This window comes from Streptomyces sp. NPDC021356 (genome assembly GCF_040641015.1).
In the GTDB taxonomy this organism is placed as follows: domain Bacteria; phylum Actinomycetota; class Actinomycetes; order Streptomycetales; family Streptomycetaceae; genus Streptomyces.
This window is the reverse complement of record NZ_JBFACU010000009.1, coordinates 1-16,905: the sequence shown is the minus strand read 5'-3', so window position 1 is coordinate 16,905 and position 16,905 is coordinate 1. Positions and strand designations below refer to the sequence as shown.

Here is a 16,905-nt window from a genome sequence, read left to right as displayed (position 1 = left end):
AGAAGCAGAACAGGAGCGCTCATGCCGCAGATCACCGTCGACTACTCCGAGCAGTTGGCGGACGCCTTCGACCGGGGCGCCTTCGCCCGGGACGTGCATGCGCGGACCGTCGAGATCGCGGACGCCAAGCCTGCGGCGTGCAAGACGCAGTTCCGGCGGACCGAGGACACGACCGTCGGTCCCGATGCCGAGGGGCACGCGATCGTGCACGTCACGATCGGGTTGCTGGCCGGGCGCAGCGACGAGACCAAGGCACGGCTGGCGGAGGCCGTGCTCGACGCGCTGCGCGACCATGTGAAACCGGTCGGTGGCCTGGCCCTGCACGCCTCGGCCGAGGCACGCGACCTGGACGCCTCCTACCGCAAGTTCGACGCCTAGGAAGCCCGGGAAGTCAGGAAGCCAGTCTCAGGAGCCGGCCGAGCAGGTCCCCGAAGGGGCCGTCGGCCGGCTCCGTCGTGAAGACGCCGCGCAGGAGCGCGGTCAGCTCCTCGTCGTGGGCCGCGGCGACGGCCACGAGGGCGGCGAAGTCGTGCACCAGCTGGACCTCCAGCTCGGCGCGCGGGATGCGCCGGCCGTCCAGCCAGATCAGCGCCGTCGACTCCGCCAGGGAGATCCAGGAACGGACCACCAGGTCCAGCCGGGCGGGCGGGTCCTGGACGCCGAGGTGGGACAGGAGCTGGTCGTGGGCGGCCTGCCGGACGGAGTCGACGAGGGCGTTGGCCGTGGTCGAGCCGACCGCCGGTCCGCCGCGCATCAGGGCCGCGAAACCGGGCCCGTGCTCGTCCACGAAGTCGAAGTACCGGCGCATCACGCGCAGCAGCCGCGCGCCCAGCGGCCCCTCGCGCGGTTCCGCGAACCGGCCCGCCAGGTCGTCGGCGGCGCGCTGCAACGCGGCCTCGTACAGGCTGATCTTGCCGGGGAAGTAGTGGTAGACCAGCGGGCGCGATATGCCCGCCGCGGACGCTATCTCGTCGATGGACACGTCCTCGGGCGAGCGCCGGCTGAACAGTTCGAGGGCGACGCCGATCAGCTGCTGCCGCCGCTCCTCCACTCCCATTCTGCGACGCACCCCGGTAGTCATACGCCCACCCTACCGATCGGATCCGGCCGCGAACGGTCAGGTCCGGGCGAGGTGTTCGTCCCGGCGGCCCGCTGCGCCGTCCGTCCGGGGGCGCCGGCCGTCACATGTCGAGCACGAGGCCCGAGGGGGAGATGCCGCAGTTCCGGCGCGGGGGTCCTGGCAGGTCTAGTGCAGTGCCGCCAGTGAGCCGCCGTCCGCCAGCGTGCCCTTCAGCTCCGCCCGCGCTCCCTGCTTCGCCCGGACGGCGAGCAGGTTGCCCTGGGCGGACGCGGTGACCCCGCCCGTCGCGGTGATCGACGCCGTGCCCTTGCCGCCGGCCGCGAGCAGGTACCAGGTGCCGGCCCGCGACTTCCACAGCACTCCGGCCAGGACGTGCGGGTCACGGGCGCCGCACGCCGGCACGTCCTCGCCCTTGGCGGCGACCGCCCCGTACGTCCCGCCCGGCACCCGGACCTGGGCGAGCACCCGGGGGTCGCCGCCGCGCCAGGTCTCGGCCCGGGTGCACGCCCACGCGGCCGTGCCGCTCGCCCCGGGCAGCGGCTGCTCGGCGAACCGCCAGGCGTTGACCGAGCGGACGCCCTGCCCGCGCACCGCGCCCAGCGAACAGGCGAACGGCGCCCACGCGCGCAGCCCCGCCGCGCCCGCCGCCCCGTGCGGTGCGGTCGGCCTGCCCGTGGTGAGGAGCGCGGGGACCAGTTCGCCCAGATCGCTCAGCACCTGCGTGCCGCCGTCGCCGGTCAGCTGGAGCCCACGCCACGAGGTGCACGCCCCGGTCTGCTGGACCGCACTGGCCAGCGGCCCGGTCACCCCGTCCGCCAGAGCGAGGTCCAGCGCGGCGGACGCGGGCTTGAGCAGGTCGCGCTGGGCGGCCTTGCGGACCCAGGGCGCTGTCAGATAACGGACGTTGCCGTCGGAGCGGTCCAGGACCACCGCGGACGCCTCCGCGCCGCTCGCACCGTCGACCCGGGCGAAGTCGAGGGCCGCACCGGCCGTGGAGTCCTTCGGTTCGGCGTAGCGGGCGATGCGCAGACCGTCGTAGAGGATCACCACGTGCGCGCCGTCGACGTCACCGGCGTAGAGCAGTTGCGGCGGTCCGGCGGGGCCGCCGGACGCGGTGCCGGGCGTCGCCGAGACCCGGACGGAGCCGCCGGGGCGGGCCCAGACGGCCAGCGCCCGGCGCAGCAGGGCCGCGTCCCCGGTGAGGTTGCCGCGCGCCGGCCACACGGAGAAGTCCAGACGGCTGGAGGTCCGCCAGGCGGCCGGGTCGATCCGGGTCAGCCGGGCCGGGTCGAGGGCCGCCTCGGCGGACGGGTTTCGCGCGTAGGCGGGGGCGGCGGCGCCGTCCGGGCCCCAGCCGCCGCCGGGCAGCGCGACCAGCGCACCGCACACGGCGAGCGCCGCGGCGGCGGCGAGCGCGGCCCGGGTGTGCTGCCTGCGCCGCACCAGATCGGTGGGCCGTGCCTGGAGCGAGCACGGGTCGAACTCGGGGGAGTCGAGCAGCGCGTGCCGGGCGGGCAGCCGGTCGGCCTCGCGCAGCGCGGCCCCCGGGTCGGCCACGCCCGCGGCCGACAGCACCTGGCGCACGGCCGCGTCCGGGAGCCGTTCGAGACCGCGCAGGACGTAGGCGGCGCGGACGGGGGCGGCCAGCGACGCGAGCTGCCGGTCCAGGGCGAGTTCTTCGGTCCCGCCCGACCGCGGGAAGAGCCGCAACCCCCACACCTGCGGGAGCAGCGGCGGCAGCGGGCGGCGTCCGCGCCGCCGGCCGCGCCCGTTCGCCCGGCCGGCCTCCAGGGCCGTACGGAGCACCTGGAGGCGGAGGTAGGTGTAGCCCGGGTCGCCGTCGTGGCCGGCCGCCTGCGCGGGGATCGCGGGCGCCGAGGAACGGCCCCGGGGCAGCGCGCGCTGCACCAGGGAGTGCGCGGCCAGGACACGCCGGCTCCGGCCCGCGCCCGGCGGCAGCACCAGGTAGGCGAGCCGGACCAGCCGGGGGTAGTGCTCGACGAGCGCGGCTTCGGCCTGTTCGACGTCGACGACGGGGCGGGAGGAGGACGAGGGGCGGCGCGGGGCGACATCCTGTGACTGCACGTTCAGCAGAACGAGCGAATCGGCCGTTGGTCACCGCCACCCGGTGGTGTCAGTCGCCCGGATCCACCAGCAGCCGCGCGTAGTTGGCCATCGACCGCTGGTAACGGGGCAGGTGGGGCGCGAGGGCGCCCAGGACCAGGGAGAGGCCCTCGCGGTCGCGGCCGAGGCTCGACAGGCACAGCGCCAGGCACGCGCGTACGGCGTCGTCCAACTCGTCGGAGGGCGCGTCCAGTTCGGGGGTGAGCAGCTTGACTCCCTCCTCCGGCCGGCCCAGGTTCCGCAGCGAGCTGGACAGCTGGATCTTCGCGCGCCGGCCCCGGTATCCGCCCAGCCCGCGCTCCAGCGCCTGGCGGTACAGCGGCACGGCCCGGTCCGGGTGACCCGTGGAATCCCACGCGCCGGCCTGTTCGAACGGCCCGATCGGGCTGTCGGCGGGCAGTTCCGCGACGAGCGCGTCGATGCGCGCGCGGAAGGCGGGCGCCTCGCTCTCGGGGAGTTCGCCGATACGGGCCCAGACGGCGGCCACGCGGTCTTCCCAGTCCTGGTTCATCGGCCCACTTTCGCACACGTGTGCTGCGGGGGCGGGGGATGTGAGCGGGGCGTGCGGTGCGGCCGTATCGAAGGGCGGGCCCGGCCGGGCCCGCGGCCTGCCCCAGCGACCGGAGGAGCGGCAGACGAGCCCTCGCGGAAGTGTTCAGCTGACCCGCCAGGAGATCCGACCGGGGCTGTCGGCTTCGGAGTTGGGGCACGATGAGCAGAAGTACTCATGACACCCACCGAGCCGCGGTGAAGGATCGGGGGATGACTACGGCGAGGAAGACGAGAGCCCGTCTCGGGATGCTGCCGTTGGCGGTGGTGGCTCTGCTGGCGGCGGCGGGGTGCGGCACCCAGCGGGCAGGAGACACCGCCGACGCGTACCGGCGTTCGCATCCGACGCCGACCGGCATATCGACGCCGAGTACGCCGGCGGACTTCCCCTGCCCCGGCGAGAGCCCGAGGCCGACGGCGCCCACGGCTGCCGCTTCCCCCGGCTCGACCGCGCCGCCGACCGACCACTACGCCGAGAACCACGGCTTCAGGGTTCCCATCCCGCTCCACGGCCAGAGCCGCTGCGACGGACTCACCGCCGTCGAACGCGTCAGGAGTGCACTCGAACCGCTGCGCCGGCGAGGTGATTTCACCCCGGCCGGCATCCGCAACGCGCTCACCCGCCTCGGCTACCCCACCGGGAAGGTGCAGGCGTACCAGAACGGGTCCGGGGCCGGCTTCCTCATCGACATCGGTGCCTCTCCCTGGTGTGTGGAGGGCACGATGAACAGTGAGTCCACCAGGGCCGACGCCTTCGGCGGCTATCCCGACGGCACCGCCTGCGAGCCCCCGAGCGGCGGCCACTGACCACAGCCTCCGCCAGTGGCACACCGTCGGCCATCGCTGTCGCACACCGTCCGCCTCCCGGTGGCCCGGGTCCGGGCGGGATCAGCGGTCGCGGTCGAGGTGGGCGAGGACGGCCAGCACGCGGCGGTTGTCGTCGTCCGAGACCTCCAGACCGAGCTTGGCGAAGATGTTCGAGGTGTGCTTGGCGACGGCCCGCTCGGTGACGACGAGCTGCGTGGCGATCGCCGTGTTCGAACGCCCCTGCGCCATCAGCTCCAGCACCTCCAGCTCGCGCGGCGTCAACCGGGACAGCGGCCGGTCCGCGCCGGAGCGCCGGGCCAGCAACTGCTGGATGACCTGCGGGTCCATGGCCGTACCGCCCGCGGCGACCCGGTGCACCGCGTCCACGAACTGGGCCGCGTCGAACACCCGGTCCTTGAGCAGGTACCCCACCGCGCCGTTGCCGTCGGCCAGCAGCTCGCGCGCGTACAACTGCTCCACGTGCTGGGAGAGGACCAGCACGGGCAGCCCCGGCCTGTCCTGCCGCGCCCGCAGCGCGCACTGCAGCCCCTCGTCGGTGTGCGTGGGCGGCAGGCGTACGTCGACCACGGCGACGTCCGGCTCCAGCTCGGCCAGCGCACGGGCCAGTTCGGGGCCGGTCCCGACGGCCGCCGCGATCTCGAAGTCGTGGGCCTCCAGGAGGCGGACCAGCCCGTCACGCAGCAGGAAGAGGTCTTCGGCTAGGACAACGCGCACGGAATCTCCATGGTGACCATGGTGGGGCCGCCCGCGGGACTGCTGACGGCCAGGACGCCGTCGAATGTACCGAGCCGCCGCTCGACGCCAAACAGACCCGAACCCGCCCCGGCCACCGCGCCGCCCCCGCCGTTGTCGGTGACCGCGATGCGCAGCGTCCCCTCGCGGTGGTGCAGGTCGATCCAGACGCGGTCGGCGCCGGAGTGCTTGACGGCGTTGGTGAGCACCTCGCTGACCGCGAAGTACGCCGCCGACTCCACCGGGGCGTCGGCCCGGCCGGGGAGGTCTACCGTCACCTCCGTGCCGACGGGCATCCGCAGCGCCAGGGCCCTGACCGCGTCGCCGAGGCCGCGCTCGGCGAGCACCGGCGGATGGATGCCGCGCACCAGGTCGCGCAGTTCGACCAGGGCGTCGGCGGAGTTCTTCCGGGCCTGCGCCAGCAGTTCCTTGGCCCGCTGCGGGTTCCGGTCGATGAGCGTCTCCACGGTGCCGAGGTCCAGGCCCATCGCGATCAGCCGGGCCTGGGCTCCGTCGTGCAGGTCGCGTTCGATGCGCCGCAGTTCGGCGGCGGAGGTGTCGACGGCGTCGCGGCGGGTCTCGGTCAGCACCCGCACCCGTTCCGCCAGTTCGCCGCCGTCACCGGCGAGCACGGCCCGGGTGAGCAGGAAGTGGCCCCGGAGCAGGAGCGGGGTGAGGAACCAGGCGGCCACGAGGAACGCCACCGCGAGGGCGGCCGCGCCGAGGGCGGAGCCCTGGCCCGAGATCGGCACGAACGCGTACCAGTACCCGATGTGCGTGCCGTCGGTGAACACCCGCCACAGGCCCGCTGCCAGCGCGAGGCCCTCCAGCGGGTACAACAGCAGGGCGGCGGGCAGCAGCGCGGTCACGAACCCCGCCGTCATGTCGGCCGCCAGCCATCCGAGGTCCCGCCAGGTCGCCGGATCGCCGAGCATGCCGACCGTGCGGCGCCAGGGGCCGGCGCCCTCGGGCAGCGGCCGGTAGGCGCGCGGGATGCGTACGCCGCCCCACTCGGCGGCCGCCACCCGCCGCCGGTCGGCGAACGCGCGCACCGCGCCGAGCACCACCGGGGTGGTGAGCACACCGACACCGAGGAGGATGAAGGCGAGCGACAGGACGGACAGCACGAACAGCGTGAGCGACCCGGCGAGCGAGACGACGGCGAGGACGAGCCCCCGCAGCCCGGCCGTCCCGACCGCCCTCGCCCGCCCGGCCGCGTCCCCGTCCCCGGTGGCCCGGACGCCTGTGCTGCTCCCGTTCTTCGTGTCCATGCCGCCAGTCTGTCCCGGCCCGCGGTCGCACGTCACGGGGCCGGTCCCCCGCACCGGGGGTGTCGCCAGCCCCACCCCTGTGCCGGTGAGGCGCCCGCGACTACACCTGCCCGAGCCCCAGCACCTTCGCTTCCACGGCGGCGTCGAGTCCCACGGGGGGCCGGTCGGGGCGCTGGGGTGCGGTGCCGCCGATGCGGCTCAGCCAGTCCCAGGTGTCGGTGACCGTCTCGGTGACGGGCCGGCAGCGCAGGCCCGTGGCGACGGCCCGGGAGACGTCCGCGCCGTGCAGGGCGTCGTGGCCCTCGCTGCCCGGGGGGACCCACACCGGGAGCTGCGTCCACGGTTCGATGCCCGCGTCGACGATCACCTCGGGGTCCGTCCAGCGCAGCTCGGCGTCGGCGCCGGTCGCCTCCACGCACGCCTCCAGCAGGGAGCCCATGGTGGCGTGGCCCTGGGGGCTCATCAGGTTGTAGGGGCCGCTCAGCTCCTGCTCCACCGCTCCGAGGATCCATTCGGCCAGGTCGCGGGCGTCGACGTACTGCAACGGCAGGTCCCGCGGACCGGGCGCCAGTACGGGGCCGCCCCGGGCGATCCGGCCGAGCCACCAGGGCAGTCGGCCGATGTTCTCGTACGGCCCGAGGATCAGCCCCGAGCGCACCAGCACCGCACGGTCCGCCCCGAACGCGCCGGTCACCGCCAGCTCGCCGCCCAGCTTGTCCCGGGCGTAGTCGGTGGCGTCCGCGTCCGCGGCGGCGCCCTCCACCAGCGGCGCGTCCTCGGTGTACCCGGCGGGCGGCGCCCAGGCGTACACCGAGCACGTCGACACGTACACGTACCGCCCGGCGCGCTCCCGCAGCAGCCGTGCCGCGTCACGGACCGGCCGGGGCGCGGCCGACCAGGTGTCGACGACCGCGTCCCAGTCGCCGTCGTGCGCGGCGAGGGCGGCCAACCCGTCGGGCGCGGTGCGGTCGCCGCGCAGCGACCGCACCCCGGGGACGGGTTCCGCCCGCTGCCCCCGGTTCAGGACCGTCACGTCCCAGCCGCGCCCGACCGCCGCCTCGACGACGGCCCGCCCCGCGAAATCCGAACCACCCAGCACCAGAAGTCTCATACCGGTGACTGTGCCCGGCCCGGCGGCGGGAGGGAACAGGCCTCTGCTGTCGGCAGAGCGGCCCGGCGGATCAACGGCCGGTCGGCGGCGCGTACCTGTAGCCGACCCGGCGCACCGTCTGGATGGCGCCCCGGTGTTCGGTGCCGAGCTTGCGGCGCAGCCGGGCCACGTGGACGTCCACGGTGCGGCCGTCGCCCACGTGGCCGTAACCCCAGACCGTGGTGACCAGCTGGTCGCGGGTGTGCACCCGGTGCGGGTGGGCGACGAGGTGGGCGAGGAGTTCGAACTCCAGGTAGGTGAGGTCGAGTTCACGCCCGCCCACGTCGGCGACGCGCCGTACCGGGTCGACCCGGACGAGCGGGTCACCGCTGTCGGGGCTGTCGGCGCTGTCACCGCCGTCGGCGGCCGTCGCGGCCGGTGCGGTGCCCGCGGACGGCAGGTCCTGCGGCTGGTCCGGCACGGCCGCCACCGGGGCGAACGGCGGCTGCTGGTCGGCCGGGACGAGCACCAGGTAGCCGACCATCGGGGGCCGGCCCGGCAGCGCGGGCAGGGCGTGCGGCGGAGCCGGCAGCCAGGTGGCGCCCGGCGGCAGGAGGTCCGCCACCTCCACGACCTCGTCCAGGTCCACGGCCCGCAGCCGGTGCCGTGCTGCGGGGGGAGCGGGGGAGGGGGAGGCCGATGCGGCGGGGAGGGCTGCGGTGGTCAGGGAACGAGTGGTCGCCATGAGAGGTCAGCTCTTTCGCGCGAGGAGTTCGTCGGACGAGGCGGCGGCCGCGAGTTCGTGGTCGGGCGCGCCGGGGGACGTACGTCGTTCCGCGCTGGCCGAAGGCCGGGGTGTACGGCTTCAGAGGGCCCGCGCGTTCGTCGCGCGGCAACACACCCGGTCGAAGTCGTGGTGCTGACGGGAAGGCCAGAAGGGCTCGAGGTCATGGCGACCTGTCGAGGTGTTCTGCTGGAAGCCGGCCATGAGTCCATTGAAGCAGACACCGCGCCCGGACAGGACCCTCCTCTCACAGCTTGGACGGGTCCCGGACAGCCCGCAGGGCGCCCACCCGACGGTGAGCGCCCTGCGGAAAGAGCCGGGTCGCCCCGGGTGGATCAGACCTGGCCGGCCTTCTCCAGCGCGGCGCAGCAGGTGTCGACGAGCAGCCGTGTCACGACGTACGGGTCGACGTTGGCGTTCGGACGGCGGTCCTCGATGTAGCCCTTGCCGTCCTTCTCGACCTGCCAGGGGATGCGGACCGAGGCGCCGCGGTCGGAGACCCCGTAGGAGTACTGGTCCCACGGTGCCGTCTCGTGCAGGCCGGTGAGGCGGTCGTCGATGCCGGCGCCGTAGTTCTTGACGTGGTCCAGCGGCTTCGAGCCCTCGCCCAGCGACTCGCACGCCGTGATGATCGCGGCGTAGCCCTCGGGCCCTTCGCGCATCGCCTTCGTGGAGAAGTTGGTGTGCGCGCCGGCCCCGTTCCAGTCGCCCTTGACCGGCTTGGGGTCGAGGGTGGCGCGGACACCGAAGTCCTCGGCCGTGCGGTAGAGCAGCCAGCGGGCCACCCACAGCTGGTCGGCGACCTCCAGCGGGGCGAGCGGGCCGACCTGGAACTCCCACTGGCCCGGCATGACCTCGGCGTTGATGCCGCAGATGCCCAGGCCCGCCTTCAGGCAGTTGTCCAGGTGGGCCTCGACGATGTCGCGGCCGAAGATCTCGTCGGCGCCGACCCCGCAGTAGTAGCCGCCCTGCGGGGCGGGGAAGCCGTTCGCGGGGAATCCGAGCGGGCGGCCGCCGCTGAAGAAGGTGTACTCCTGCTCGATGCCGAAGACCGGCTCCTGCGCGGCGAACCGCTCGGCGGTCCCGGCGAGCGCGGCCCGGGTGTTGGAGGCGTGCGGGGCGAGGTCGATGTCGAGGACCTCGCACAGGACGAGGACGTTCCCGCCGCCGCGGATCGGGTCCGGGCAGGAGAAGACCGGCTTGAGCACGCAGTCGGAGGAGTGCCCCTCGGCCTGGTCGGTGGAGGAGCCGTCGAAGCCCCACAGGGGCAGCTCGCCACCCTTGGCGTCGTCACCGAGGATCTTCGTCTTGGAGCGCAGCTTGGCCGTCGGCGCGGTGCCGTCGATCCAGATGTACTCGGCCTTGAAGCTCACGGGGGTCACATCCTTCGGGGTGTCACGGGCGCACTCGCGGTGCGTGGCGCGACCGGCGGCGCTGCGGCAGGGCGCCGCGGTGGATGCCCGCAGCCTGTCAACGGCCGGTTTCCCGGCCGTTGCCCGAGTGTGAACCCCGTGTTACCCGTGACCGTGACCGCGACCGCGAGCGCGAGCGGCGCCCGGCGGTCCGCTCACCCGCGGTCGAGCGCGTCCCGTACCGCCTCCTCCGTCCGCGCCACCACCGCCGTGCCGTCGTCGGCCGTGATGATCGGGCGCTGGATCAGCTTCGGGTGCGCGGCCAGCGCGGCGATCCAGCGGTCGCGTGCCCCGGCGTCCCGCGGCCACTCCTTCAGCCCCAGCTCCTTGGCGGCGGCCTCCTCGGTGCGGGTGATGTCCCACGGTTCGAGCCCGAGCCGGCCGAGCACCGCCCGGATCTCGTCCTGAGTCGGTACGTCCTCCAGGTAGCGGCGCACGGTGTACTCGGCGCCCTCGGCGTCGAGCAGGCCGATCGCGCTGCGGCACTTCGAGCAGGCCGGGTTGATCCAGATCTCCATAGGGCCACGGTAGCCGCCGAACTCCCGCCGGCGGCCCGCGCAGCGTTCCCCTCGGCCGGGAACGGCACCGAACGTGCGTACGACACGTCTTCATGGGCGCCGGTACGGCACATCTCGACACACATCAGAGGGAGAACGGCGCGGTGAAGCGGCACCACAGGGGCAGCAGGTTCTACGGAGCGCTGGCGGGCACCGCCGTCCTGGCGCTGACGGCCGGCGGTTGCGGCACGGGCGGGGACGACGGCGGGAGCACGGACGGCGCGGTCCCGCCCACGACCGGGGCCCAGCGCCCCGCCCCCACGGCCGGGACCCACCGGGAGGCGTCCGGCGCCCCCGCCGCCGCCTGGCACATGTGGGGGCTGAAGCCCCTGCCCGCCGCGCCGGCGCCCCCGGCCGACAAGCCCGTCAAACTCTCCGCGCACGGCACCGTGCCGGTCCTCACCCACATACCGACCCGGCAGAAGGTCGTCTTCGTCACCCTCGACGACGGGCAGGAGAAGGACCCCCGGTTCATCGCGATGATGCGGGACCTGAAGGTCCCCGTCACGATGTTCCTGATGAACGACGCGGTGAAGTCGGACTACGCCTACTTCAAGCCGCTGCAGGCGATGGGCAACCACATCCAGAACCACACCCTGCACCACCCCGTCATGAACACCCTCCCGCTCACCCGCCAGAAGCAGGAGATCTGCGGCGACCAGAAGATCCTCACCCGCAACTACGGCACCGCCCCGCTGCTGTTCCGGCCGCCCTACGGCGCGTACGACGCCGCCACCAAGGCCGCGGTGGACGCGTGCGGCCCCCGGGCGATCGTGTGGTGGCGGGAGTCCATGCAGATCCGCAACATGCAGTACCAGACCGCGGACAAGAAGCTGCGCCCCGGCGACATCATCCTGGCCCACTTCCGCGGGCCCTCCGAACTCAAGGGCACCAGCATGACGACGATGTTCGCCAACCTGCTCAAGCGCATCCAGGAGCAGGGGTTCGCCGTGGCCCGGCTGGAGGACTACGTCCAGCCGCCCGCCCGATGAGACTCTGTTCGATTTTCTTCCGTCCCGTCAGCCCCGTGCGAACCTCGGCTGACAGGGCGACAATTTCCCTGCTCACCTGGGCATTTGCGGGGTGCTGGGGCCATCCCGTTGTCAGTGCCCGGCAGTAGAATGGAGGCAGTGTTCGAGGGCGTCACGGAAGACTCCGTCTCCGGCCGGCGCCCCTCGCGACAGGAGGATGCCCGTGCCCGCTGCCGCACTGAAGCCGAAGCCGTCGCCGACCCAGTCCACCGCCAAGCGCCCCGTCCAGCTCGACCAGCCCTACGCACCCGTGCACAAGCGCCCGCTGCCGCCCGGACGCCCGCGCGAGTGGTACGTCACGCACAACCGCCGGCTGAAGGCGATGCGACTCGCCATCGCCCTGCTCGACTCCGGCGTCCACATGCCGAACCAGGCGCGCAACGAGACGATACGGAGCACCGCCGAACTCATCGGCGTCCACCCGCCGTCGGACACCACCTGCCACATGGTCCGCGCCCTGATGCGCTACGCCCGCTGACCCGCCCGCCGCATCCCACCGGGTGCCCCGCGCCGTGCGGGGCACCCGGTGGGGCGCCGCCGACCGCCTGGACCGCCGTCGCCGGTTCCTTCTTCGGCGGCGTGCGGAAACGCGGGGTCACCCGCCTCGGGGCCGGCGGTCCGCCCCGCCGACGACGGGGGACCGGCGTCCCGGCGGCTGCGCGGCCCGGCCGGGCAGCTCACAGCCCCGGGGCCCCCCACACCGGGAACCAGCGGCTCAGGTCCTCCTCGACGCGCAGATCGCTCGCGAGCGCGGCCCTGACCTGGATCTCCAGGGCGTTGTCGCGGCGCCGGTCCTGGCCGGGCAGCGGGGCGAACGGGTAGAAGGTCCCCCGCTTGTACAGGTACACCAGCGCCAGCCGGCGGCCCGTGTCGTCCTCGAAGGCGGCCAGGGAGCACAGGAGCTGGGGGCCGAAGCCGTCCACCTCCATGGCGCTGTTCACGGCGTGCAGGTCGTTGACGAGCTCGGGCAGCTGGTCCGGGGTGCGGCGGGAGAGCAGCCAGGAGTAGCCGTAGGAGTCCCGGCTCAGCTCCACCGGCGGGCCCGGGCGGTCGGCGTCCGCGTCCAGGAGGGCCTGCACCTCGCGGTGGGCCTGCTCGAAGGCCGCGCCCTCCACCGTGGCGAAGCACACCGCGCCCTGCCCGGTCGGCGTGAAACCGGCCGCCGCCTGGAGCGTCACCGCCGCGGAGGGCAGCGCGAAGAGCTGGTCCAGGTCGGGCGGGGCGGGTCTGGTGCGGCCGAGCAGGATGTCCCAGAGACCCATCCTCAGCCCGCCTTCCCCGGCGCGGCGGCCTCGCCCAGCTCGGCGGAGATCCGCCCCAGCTGCTCAAGACGCTGCTCCAGGCTCGGGTGGGTGGAGAAGAGCCGGGCGATGCCGGGGTCGGAGCCCAGCGCCGGCGTGAAGTAGAACGCGTTGAAGGCCTGGGCGGTGCGCAGGTCCTCCGAGGGGATCCGGGCGATGTCGCCCGTGACCTTGGTGAGCGCGGACGCCAGCGCGGAGGGCCGCCCGGTCAGCAGGGCCGCCGCCCGGTCCGCGGCCAGCTCCCGGTACCGCGACAGCGCCCTGATCAGCAGGAAGCTGATCGCGTACACGGCCGCGGACACGCCCATCACCATGGCGAACACGGCCAGGGTGTTCTGGTCCTTGCGGCCCCGGCCGCCGAGGAGTTCCGAGTAGAAGGCGAACCGGACGACGAGTCCGGCGAGCACGCCGAGGAAGGACGCGACCGTGATGACGGCGACGTCCTTGTGGGCCACGTGCGACAGCTCGTGCGCGAGGACGCCCTCCAGTTCGGCGGGTTCCAGCCGCCGCAGCAGGCCCGTCGTCACGCACACCACGGCGTTGTCCGGGTTGCGGCCGGTCGCGAACGCGTTCGGCATGTCCATGTTGGACACGGCGACCACCGGCTTGGGCATGTCCGCCATGGCGCACAGCCGGTCGACCACCGCGTGCAGCTCGGGGAACTCCTCCCGCTCCACCACCCGGCCGTGCATCGCGAACAGCGCGATCCGGTCGGAGAACCAGTACTGGGCGATGAGCACCCCGGCCGCGATCACCACGACCAGCACCCACGACTTCAGCAGCACGATCAGCGCGGCCACGAACGCCACGTACAGCAACCCGAGCAGGAACAGCGTGAGCCCCATGCGCACGGTCAGCCGCCGGTCGCTCCGGAAGCGGCTCTGCATCTTGCATCACCCCGCAGTCAGGCACTCGTCCCGCCATCCAGTGTGCACCTGCGGGGCCGCCTCGGACCGGCCCGGTCCGGTCCTGTTCGGCTCAGTACACGGAGCGGGTCCGGGCGTAGCCGATGAGGAGGACGAGGGCGGCCACGCAGCCGAGGACGACGGCCGTCGACATCCACGAGGAGCGGCGGGGGGCCGCCGGGCCGGGATCGCCGCGGAAGGGGACCGGGCCCGGCGGGTCGTCCTTCCAGCGGGCGGCGAGCATCCGGGCCCGCGCGGAGGGCTCCTTGTGCTCGGCGGCGCCCACCCAGTGGTGATCGAACTCACGCTCGAATTCGTCGTGTCCGGTCATCCTCTTGACCCTTCCTGCCTCTGGCTGGCTCCTGGGGCCCGGCCGGGGCCGACTCCCGTCAGTAGGAGACCCGCGAGACGCCGGAAGGTTGTGCGGGGACGTCCCCCGTTCGGCTCAAGATGCTGAGCCGTCGGGGGGCCGCTAGCCTCAGTGAGTGTGATCGCGCTGCGGCCGCGGCCTTCCGTCACGTTCCCCGAGAAGCTGCAGGAGTGGGTGGAAGGAAGGTATTCCATGAAAGCACCACGCGCGAGGCGTCTGCTCGCACTCTCCGCCGCCGGCGTCCTGCTGGCGGGCGGCGCGGCGATCGGCACGGCGGGCACCGCCTCGGCGGCCACGCCCCGGACCACCTCGGCCACGTCCCACCACGGCTGCGGCTGGTGGAGCAGCAACTGCTACGGCCACCGCAGCGGCCGCGGCGCCCTCTACGGCCCCGGGTACGGGTACGGCTACGGGTTCGGTTACAACCCGGGCTCCGTGATCGTGATCGTGCCGTGACGCCGGCGAGCGGCCCACGACCGGCACCACCAGCGAGAACCGCCCCCCGTGCGAGGAATGCACGGGGGGCGGCTCTGCGGCGGCACCGGACGGCACCGGTGCCGGGGTCGATCACACGTCGAAGTACAGCTCGAACTCGTGCGGGTGCGGGCGCAGCTGCAGCGGGGCGATCTCGTTGGCGCGCTTGTAGTCGATCCACGTCTCGATCAGGTCCGGCGTGAACACGTCGCCCTGGAGGAGGAACTCGTGGTCGGCCTCCAGGCGGTCGAGGACCGCGCCGAGGGAGGTCGGGACCTGCGCCACGTTCGCGTGCTCCTCGGGAGCCAGCTCGTAGAGGTCCTTGTCGATCGGCTCGGCCGGCTCGATCTTGTTCTTGATGCCGTCCAGGCCCGCCATCAGCAGGGCGGAGAACGCCAGGTACGGGTTGCCGGAGGCGTCGGGGGCGCGGAACTCCACGCGCTTGGCCTTCGGGTTCGAACCGGTGATCGGGATACGCATCGCGGCGGAGCGGTTGCGCTGCGAGTACACCAGGTTCACCGGGGCCTCGAAGCCCGGCACCAGACGGTGGTAGGAGTTCACCGTCGGGTTGGTGAAGGCCAGCAGCGACGGGGCGTGCTTGAGGATGCCGCCGATGTAGTAGCGGGCGGTGTCCGACAGGCCCGCGTACCCGGCCTCGTCGTAGAACAGCGGGTCGCCGTTGCTCCACAGCGACTGGTGCACGTGCATGCCCGAGCCGTTGTCACCGAAGATCGGCTTCGGCATGAAGGTCGCGGTCTTGCCGTTCTTCCAGGCCACGTTCTTCACGATGTACTTGAAGAGCTGGAGGTCGTCCGCGGCGGCGAGCAGCGTGTTGAACCTGTAGTTGATCTCGGCCTGCCCGGCGGTGCCCACCTCGTGGTGCTGGCGCTCGACCTTCAGGCCGGACCGCTCCAGCTCCAGGGAGATCTCGGCGCGCAGGTCGGCGAAGTGGTCGACCGGCGGGACCGGGAAGTAGCCGCCCTTGTAGCGGACCTTGTAGCCGCGGTTGTCCTCCACCGCACCGGTGTTCCAGGCGCCCGCCTCGGAGTCGATGTGGTAGAAGGACTCGTTCTCGGCGGTCCGGAAGCGGACGGAGTCGAAGACGTAGAACTCGGCCTCGGGGCCGAAGAACGCGGTGTCGGCGATCCCGGTGGAGGCCAGGTACGCCTCGGCCTTCTTCGCCACGTTGCGCGGGTCACGGGAGTACTGCTCGCCCGTGATCGGGTCGTGGATGAAGAAGTTGATGTTGAGCGTCTTGTCCCGGCGGAACGGGTCCACGCGCGCGGTGGACAGGTCGGGGCGCAGGGCCATGTCCGACTCGTGGATGGCCTGGAAACCACGGATCGAGGATCCGTCGAAGGCCTGCTCGTCGTCGGGGTCGAACGCCTCGGCGGGCAACGTGAAGTGCTGCATGACGCCCGGAAGGTCGCAGAAGCGGACGTCGACGAACTTGACGTCCTCGTCCGCGATGAACTTCTTGGCCTCGTCGGCGTTCTGGAACATCCAGCTCCTCCTACTCCCGACCGTCCCGCCGGGGTGGTAGATCGTGCGTGCGGCCAGTGCGGTGGCACACGGTGCCTCGACCCTAGGGACGGGTGATTTCCCGGGCGTGACCCATTTGTTTCGCAGAAGTTAACCGGCCCGGGCGGGGTCACGCCGCGGACACCCCGGCGGCCTTCCTCCATCCAGCCTCGCAGTACCGTGGACGGGTGGACAACAGGCAAGCAGTGGGATCGTGGCTCTCCGGGCCGCGCGCAGCCATGGAAGACGCGGGCGCCGACCTCGGTTACCGGGGCGAACGACTGGGGCTGCCCGAGGACGGACCGGGCTCGATCGCCCGCCCGGGTCGGCGCCTCGGCGCCGTCGCCGTCGACTGGGCGCTGTGCATGCTGATCGCATACGGCCTGATCACCCACGGCTACGAGCAGGCGACCGGCAACTGGGGCCTGCTCATCTTCTTCCTGCTCGGCGTCCTGACCGTCGGCACCGTCGGCTGCACCCCCGGCAAGCGCCTGTTCGGCCTGCGCGTGGTCGCCCTGCGCACCGGCGGCGTCCAGCCGCTGCGCGCCCTGCTGCGCACGGTCCTGCTGTGCGTCGCGCTCCCTGCCCTGATCTGGGACCGTGACGGCCGCGGTCTGCACGACCGGCTGGCGGGGACGGTCGAGGTGCGGATGTAGCGTCCACGCGCCGGACGTCCACGCGCCGGACGTCCACGAGCCGGACGTCCACGAGCCGGACGTCCACGAGCCGGACGTCCGCGTGGCGTGGAGCAAGACGTGGAATGACGTACGCGATGACGTCGTACGACGAGGGGGGGGGGGCGGGGGGTAGGGGGGGGCCCCCCGGCGGTCGGGCTGGGGGTGTGACACGGGGTACTGACGGGACGCGGGGGCGCT

At 73.3% G+C, this 16,905-nt stretch carries 19 protein-coding genes; 6 read left to right on the top strand and 13 right to left on the bottom strand.

Features of this window, described 5'->3' with window-relative positions:
- Positions 1–21 precede the first annotated feature (21 nt).
- Positions 22–378: a 5-carboxymethyl-2-hydroxymuconate Delta-isomerase gene (locus tag AB0G56_RS13900; protein WP_360968466.1), complete on the top strand. Its 357-nt coding sequence runs from the start codon at positions 22–24 to the stop codon at positions 376–378.
- A 13-nt stretch (positions 379–391) separates the two neighbouring features.
- On the opposite strand, the gene AB0G56_RS13895 is transcribed toward AB0G56_RS13900, so the two are convergent.
- From AB0G56_RS13895 to AB0G56_RS13885, 3 genes are all read right to left on the bottom strand, one after another.
- Positions 392–1,081: a TetR/AcrR family transcriptional regulator gene (locus tag AB0G56_RS13895; protein ID WP_360968463.1), complete on the bottom strand. Its 690-nt coding sequence runs from the start codon at positions 1,079–1,081 to the stop codon at positions 392–394.
- A 165-nt stretch (positions 1,082–1,246) separates the two neighbouring features.
- Positions 1,247–3,166: a hypothetical protein gene (locus AB0G56_RS13890; RefSeq protein WP_360968460.1), complete on the bottom strand. Its 1,920-nt coding sequence runs from the start codon at positions 3,164–3,166 to the stop codon at positions 1,247–1,249.
- Positions 3,167–3,215: 49 nt separating this feature from the next.
- On the bottom strand, positions 3,216–3,716 hold the full coding sequence (locus tag AB0G56_RS13885; protein WP_360968457.1) for a tetratricopeptide repeat protein: 501 nt from the start codon (positions 3,714–3,716) through the stop codon (positions 3,216–3,218).
- Between the two features lie 251 nt (positions 3,717–3,967).
- Between AB0G56_RS13885 and AB0G56_RS13880 the strand changes: the two genes are divergently transcribed.
- On the top strand, positions 3,968–4,561 hold the full coding sequence (locus AB0G56_RS13880; RefSeq protein WP_360968454.1) for a hypothetical protein: 594 nt from the start codon (positions 3,968–3,970) through the stop codon (positions 4,559–4,561).
- An 81-nt stretch (positions 4,562–4,642) separates the two neighbouring features.
- Here the strand turns inward: AB0G56_RS13880 and AB0G56_RS13875 are convergent, their stop codons facing one another.
- The 6 genes from AB0G56_RS13875 to AB0G56_RS13850 form a co-directional block, all read right to left on the bottom strand.
- On the bottom strand, positions 4,643–5,296 hold the full coding sequence (locus tag AB0G56_RS13875) for a response regulator transcription factor (RefSeq protein ID WP_360968451.1): 654 nt from the start codon (positions 5,294–5,296) through the stop codon (positions 4,643–4,645).
- On the bottom strand, positions 5,281–6,585 hold the full coding sequence (locus AB0G56_RS13870; protein ID WP_360968448.1) for a sensor domain-containing protein: 1,305 nt from the start codon (positions 6,583–6,585) through the stop codon (positions 5,281–5,283). Before AB0G56_RS13870 ends, AB0G56_RS13875 begins: the two co-directional genes overlap by 16 nt.
- Positions 6,586–6,685: 100 nt before the next feature.
- Positions 6,686–7,696: an NAD-dependent epimerase/dehydratase family protein gene (locus AB0G56_RS13865; protein WP_360968446.1), complete on the bottom strand. Its 1,011-nt coding sequence runs from the start codon at positions 7,694–7,696 to the stop codon at positions 6,686–6,688.
- A gap of 70 nt (positions 7,697–7,766) precedes the next feature.
- Positions 7,767–8,420, bottom strand: a complete 654-nt coding sequence (locus AB0G56_RS13860) for a winged helix-turn-helix domain-containing protein (protein WP_360968443.1) — start codon at positions 8,418–8,420, stop codon at positions 7,767–7,769.
- Between the two features lie 374 nt (positions 8,421–8,794).
- Positions 8,795–9,832 carry a glutamine synthetase gene (gene glnII / locus AB0G56_RS13855; protein WP_360968441.1) on the bottom strand — a complete coding sequence of 346 codons (1,038 nt, stop codon included), beginning with the start codon at positions 9,830–9,832 and terminating at the stop codon, positions 8,795–8,797.
- A gap of 194 nt (positions 9,833–10,026) precedes the next feature.
- Positions 10,027–10,389, bottom strand: coding sequence for an arsenate reductase family protein (locus AB0G56_RS13850; RefSeq protein WP_360968439.1), 363 nt, complete (start codon positions 10,387–10,389; stop codon positions 10,027–10,029).
- Positions 10,390–10,532: 143 nt separating this feature from the next.
- Between AB0G56_RS13850 and AB0G56_RS13845 the strand changes: the two genes are divergently transcribed.
- Together AB0G56_RS13845 and AB0G56_RS13840 are read left to right on the top strand one after the other, a co-directional pair.
- Complete coding sequence (locus AB0G56_RS13845; protein ID WP_360968436.1) at positions 10,533–11,420, top strand: polysaccharide deacetylase family protein; 888 nt, start codon at positions 10,533–10,535, stop codon at positions 11,418–11,420.
- 202 nt (positions 11,421–11,622) lie between these two features.
- Positions 11,623–11,937 (top strand): hypothetical protein, encoded by a 315-nt coding sequence (locus AB0G56_RS13840; protein ID WP_360968434.1) that lies wholly within the window; start codon positions 11,623–11,625, stop codon positions 11,935–11,937.
- Positions 11,938–12,136: 199 nt separating this feature from the next.
- Here AB0G56_RS13840 and AB0G56_RS13835 read toward each other — a convergent pair whose 3' ends face one another.
- From AB0G56_RS13835 to AB0G56_RS13825, 3 genes are all read right to left on the bottom strand, one after another.
- Complete coding sequence (locus AB0G56_RS13835; protein ID WP_360968431.1) at positions 12,137–12,721, bottom strand: hypothetical protein; 585 nt, start codon at positions 12,719–12,721, stop codon at positions 12,137–12,139.
- 2 nt (positions 12,722–12,723) lie between these two features.
- A complete protein-coding gene (gene htpX / locus AB0G56_RS13830) occupies positions 12,724–13,647 on the bottom strand; it encodes a zinc metalloprotease HtpX (protein ID WP_360968428.1) in 924 nt (307 codons plus the stop codon).
- Positions 13,648–13,738: 91 nt separating this feature from the next.
- Positions 13,739–13,996, bottom strand: coding sequence for a hypothetical protein (locus AB0G56_RS13825; protein ID WP_360968425.1), 258 nt, complete (start codon positions 13,994–13,996; stop codon positions 13,739–13,741).
- 231 nt (positions 13,997–14,227) lie between these two features.
- On the opposite strand from AB0G56_RS13825, the gene AB0G56_RS13820 reads away from it, so the two are divergent.
- A complete protein-coding gene (locus tag AB0G56_RS13820) occupies positions 14,228–14,491 on the top strand; it encodes a hypothetical protein (protein ID WP_360968423.1) in 264 nt (87 codons plus the stop codon).
- Positions 14,492–14,602: 111 nt separating this feature from the next.
- Here the strand turns inward: AB0G56_RS13820 and glnA are convergent, their stop codons facing one another.
- Positions 14,603–16,012, bottom strand: a complete 1,410-nt coding sequence (glnA, locus tag AB0G56_RS13815; protein ID WP_360968420.1) for a type I glutamate--ammonia ligase — start codon at positions 16,010–16,012, stop codon at positions 14,603–14,605.
- 206 nt (positions 16,013–16,218) lie between these two features.
- Between glnA and AB0G56_RS13810 the strand changes: the two genes are divergently transcribed.
- A complete protein-coding gene (locus AB0G56_RS13810) occupies positions 16,219–16,686 on the top strand; it encodes an RDD family protein (protein ID WP_360968417.1) in 468 nt (155 codons plus the stop codon).
- Positions 16,687–16,905 lie beyond the last annotated feature (219 nt).

Excerpts from the sequence above, each read along its gene's own strand:
- AB0G56_RS13835 (WP_360968431.1), bottom strand. The coding sequence starts at position 12,721 with ATGGGTCTCTGGGACATCCTGCTCGGCCGCACCAGACCCGCCCCGCCC.
- AB0G56_RS13880 (WP_360968454.1), top strand. The coding sequence starts at position 3,968 with ATGACTACGGCGAGGAAGACGAGAGCCCGTCTCGGGATGCTGCCGTTG.
- AB0G56_RS13860 (WP_360968443.1), bottom strand. The coding sequence starts at position 8,420 with ATGGCGACCACTCGTTCCCTGACCACCGCAGCCCTCCCCGCCGCATCG.
- AB0G56_RS13895 (WP_360968463.1), bottom strand. The coding sequence starts at position 1,081 with ATGACTACCGGGGTGCGTCGCAGAATGGGAGTGGAGGAGCGGCGGCAG.
- AB0G56_RS13900 (WP_360968466.1), top strand. The coding sequence starts at position 22 with ATGCCGCAGATCACCGTCGACTACTCCGAGCAGTTGGCGGACGCCTTC.
- glnA (WP_360968420.1), bottom strand. The coding sequence starts at position 16,012 with ATGTTCCAGAACGCCGACGAGGCCAAGAAGTTCATCGCGGACGAGGAC.
- AB0G56_RS13825 (WP_360968425.1), bottom strand. The coding sequence starts at position 13,996 with ATGACCGGACACGACGAATTCGAGCGTGAGTTCGATCACCACTGGGTG.
- AB0G56_RS13865 (WP_360968446.1), bottom strand. The coding sequence starts at position 7,696 with ATGAGACTTCTGGTGCTGGGTGGTTCGGATTTCGCGGGGCGGGCCGTC.
- AB0G56_RS13850 (WP_360968439.1), bottom strand. The coding sequence starts at position 10,389 with ATGGAGATCTGGATCAACCCGGCCTGCTCGAAGTGCCGCAGCGCGATC.
- AB0G56_RS13885 (WP_360968457.1), bottom strand. The coding sequence starts at position 3,716 with ATGAACCAGGACTGGGAAGACCGCGTGGCCGCCGTCTGGGCCCGTATC.
- htpX (WP_360968428.1), bottom strand. The coding sequence starts at position 13,647 with ATGCAGAGCCGCTTCCGGAGCGACCGGCGGCTGACCGTGCGCATGGGG.
- AB0G56_RS13870 (WP_360968448.1), bottom strand. The coding sequence starts at position 6,585 with ATGGACACGAAGAACGGGAGCAGCACAGGCGTCCGGGCCACCGGGGAC.
- AB0G56_RS13820 (WP_360968423.1), top strand. The coding sequence starts at position 14,228 with ATGAAAGCACCACGCGCGAGGCGTCTGCTCGCACTCTCCGCCGCCGGC.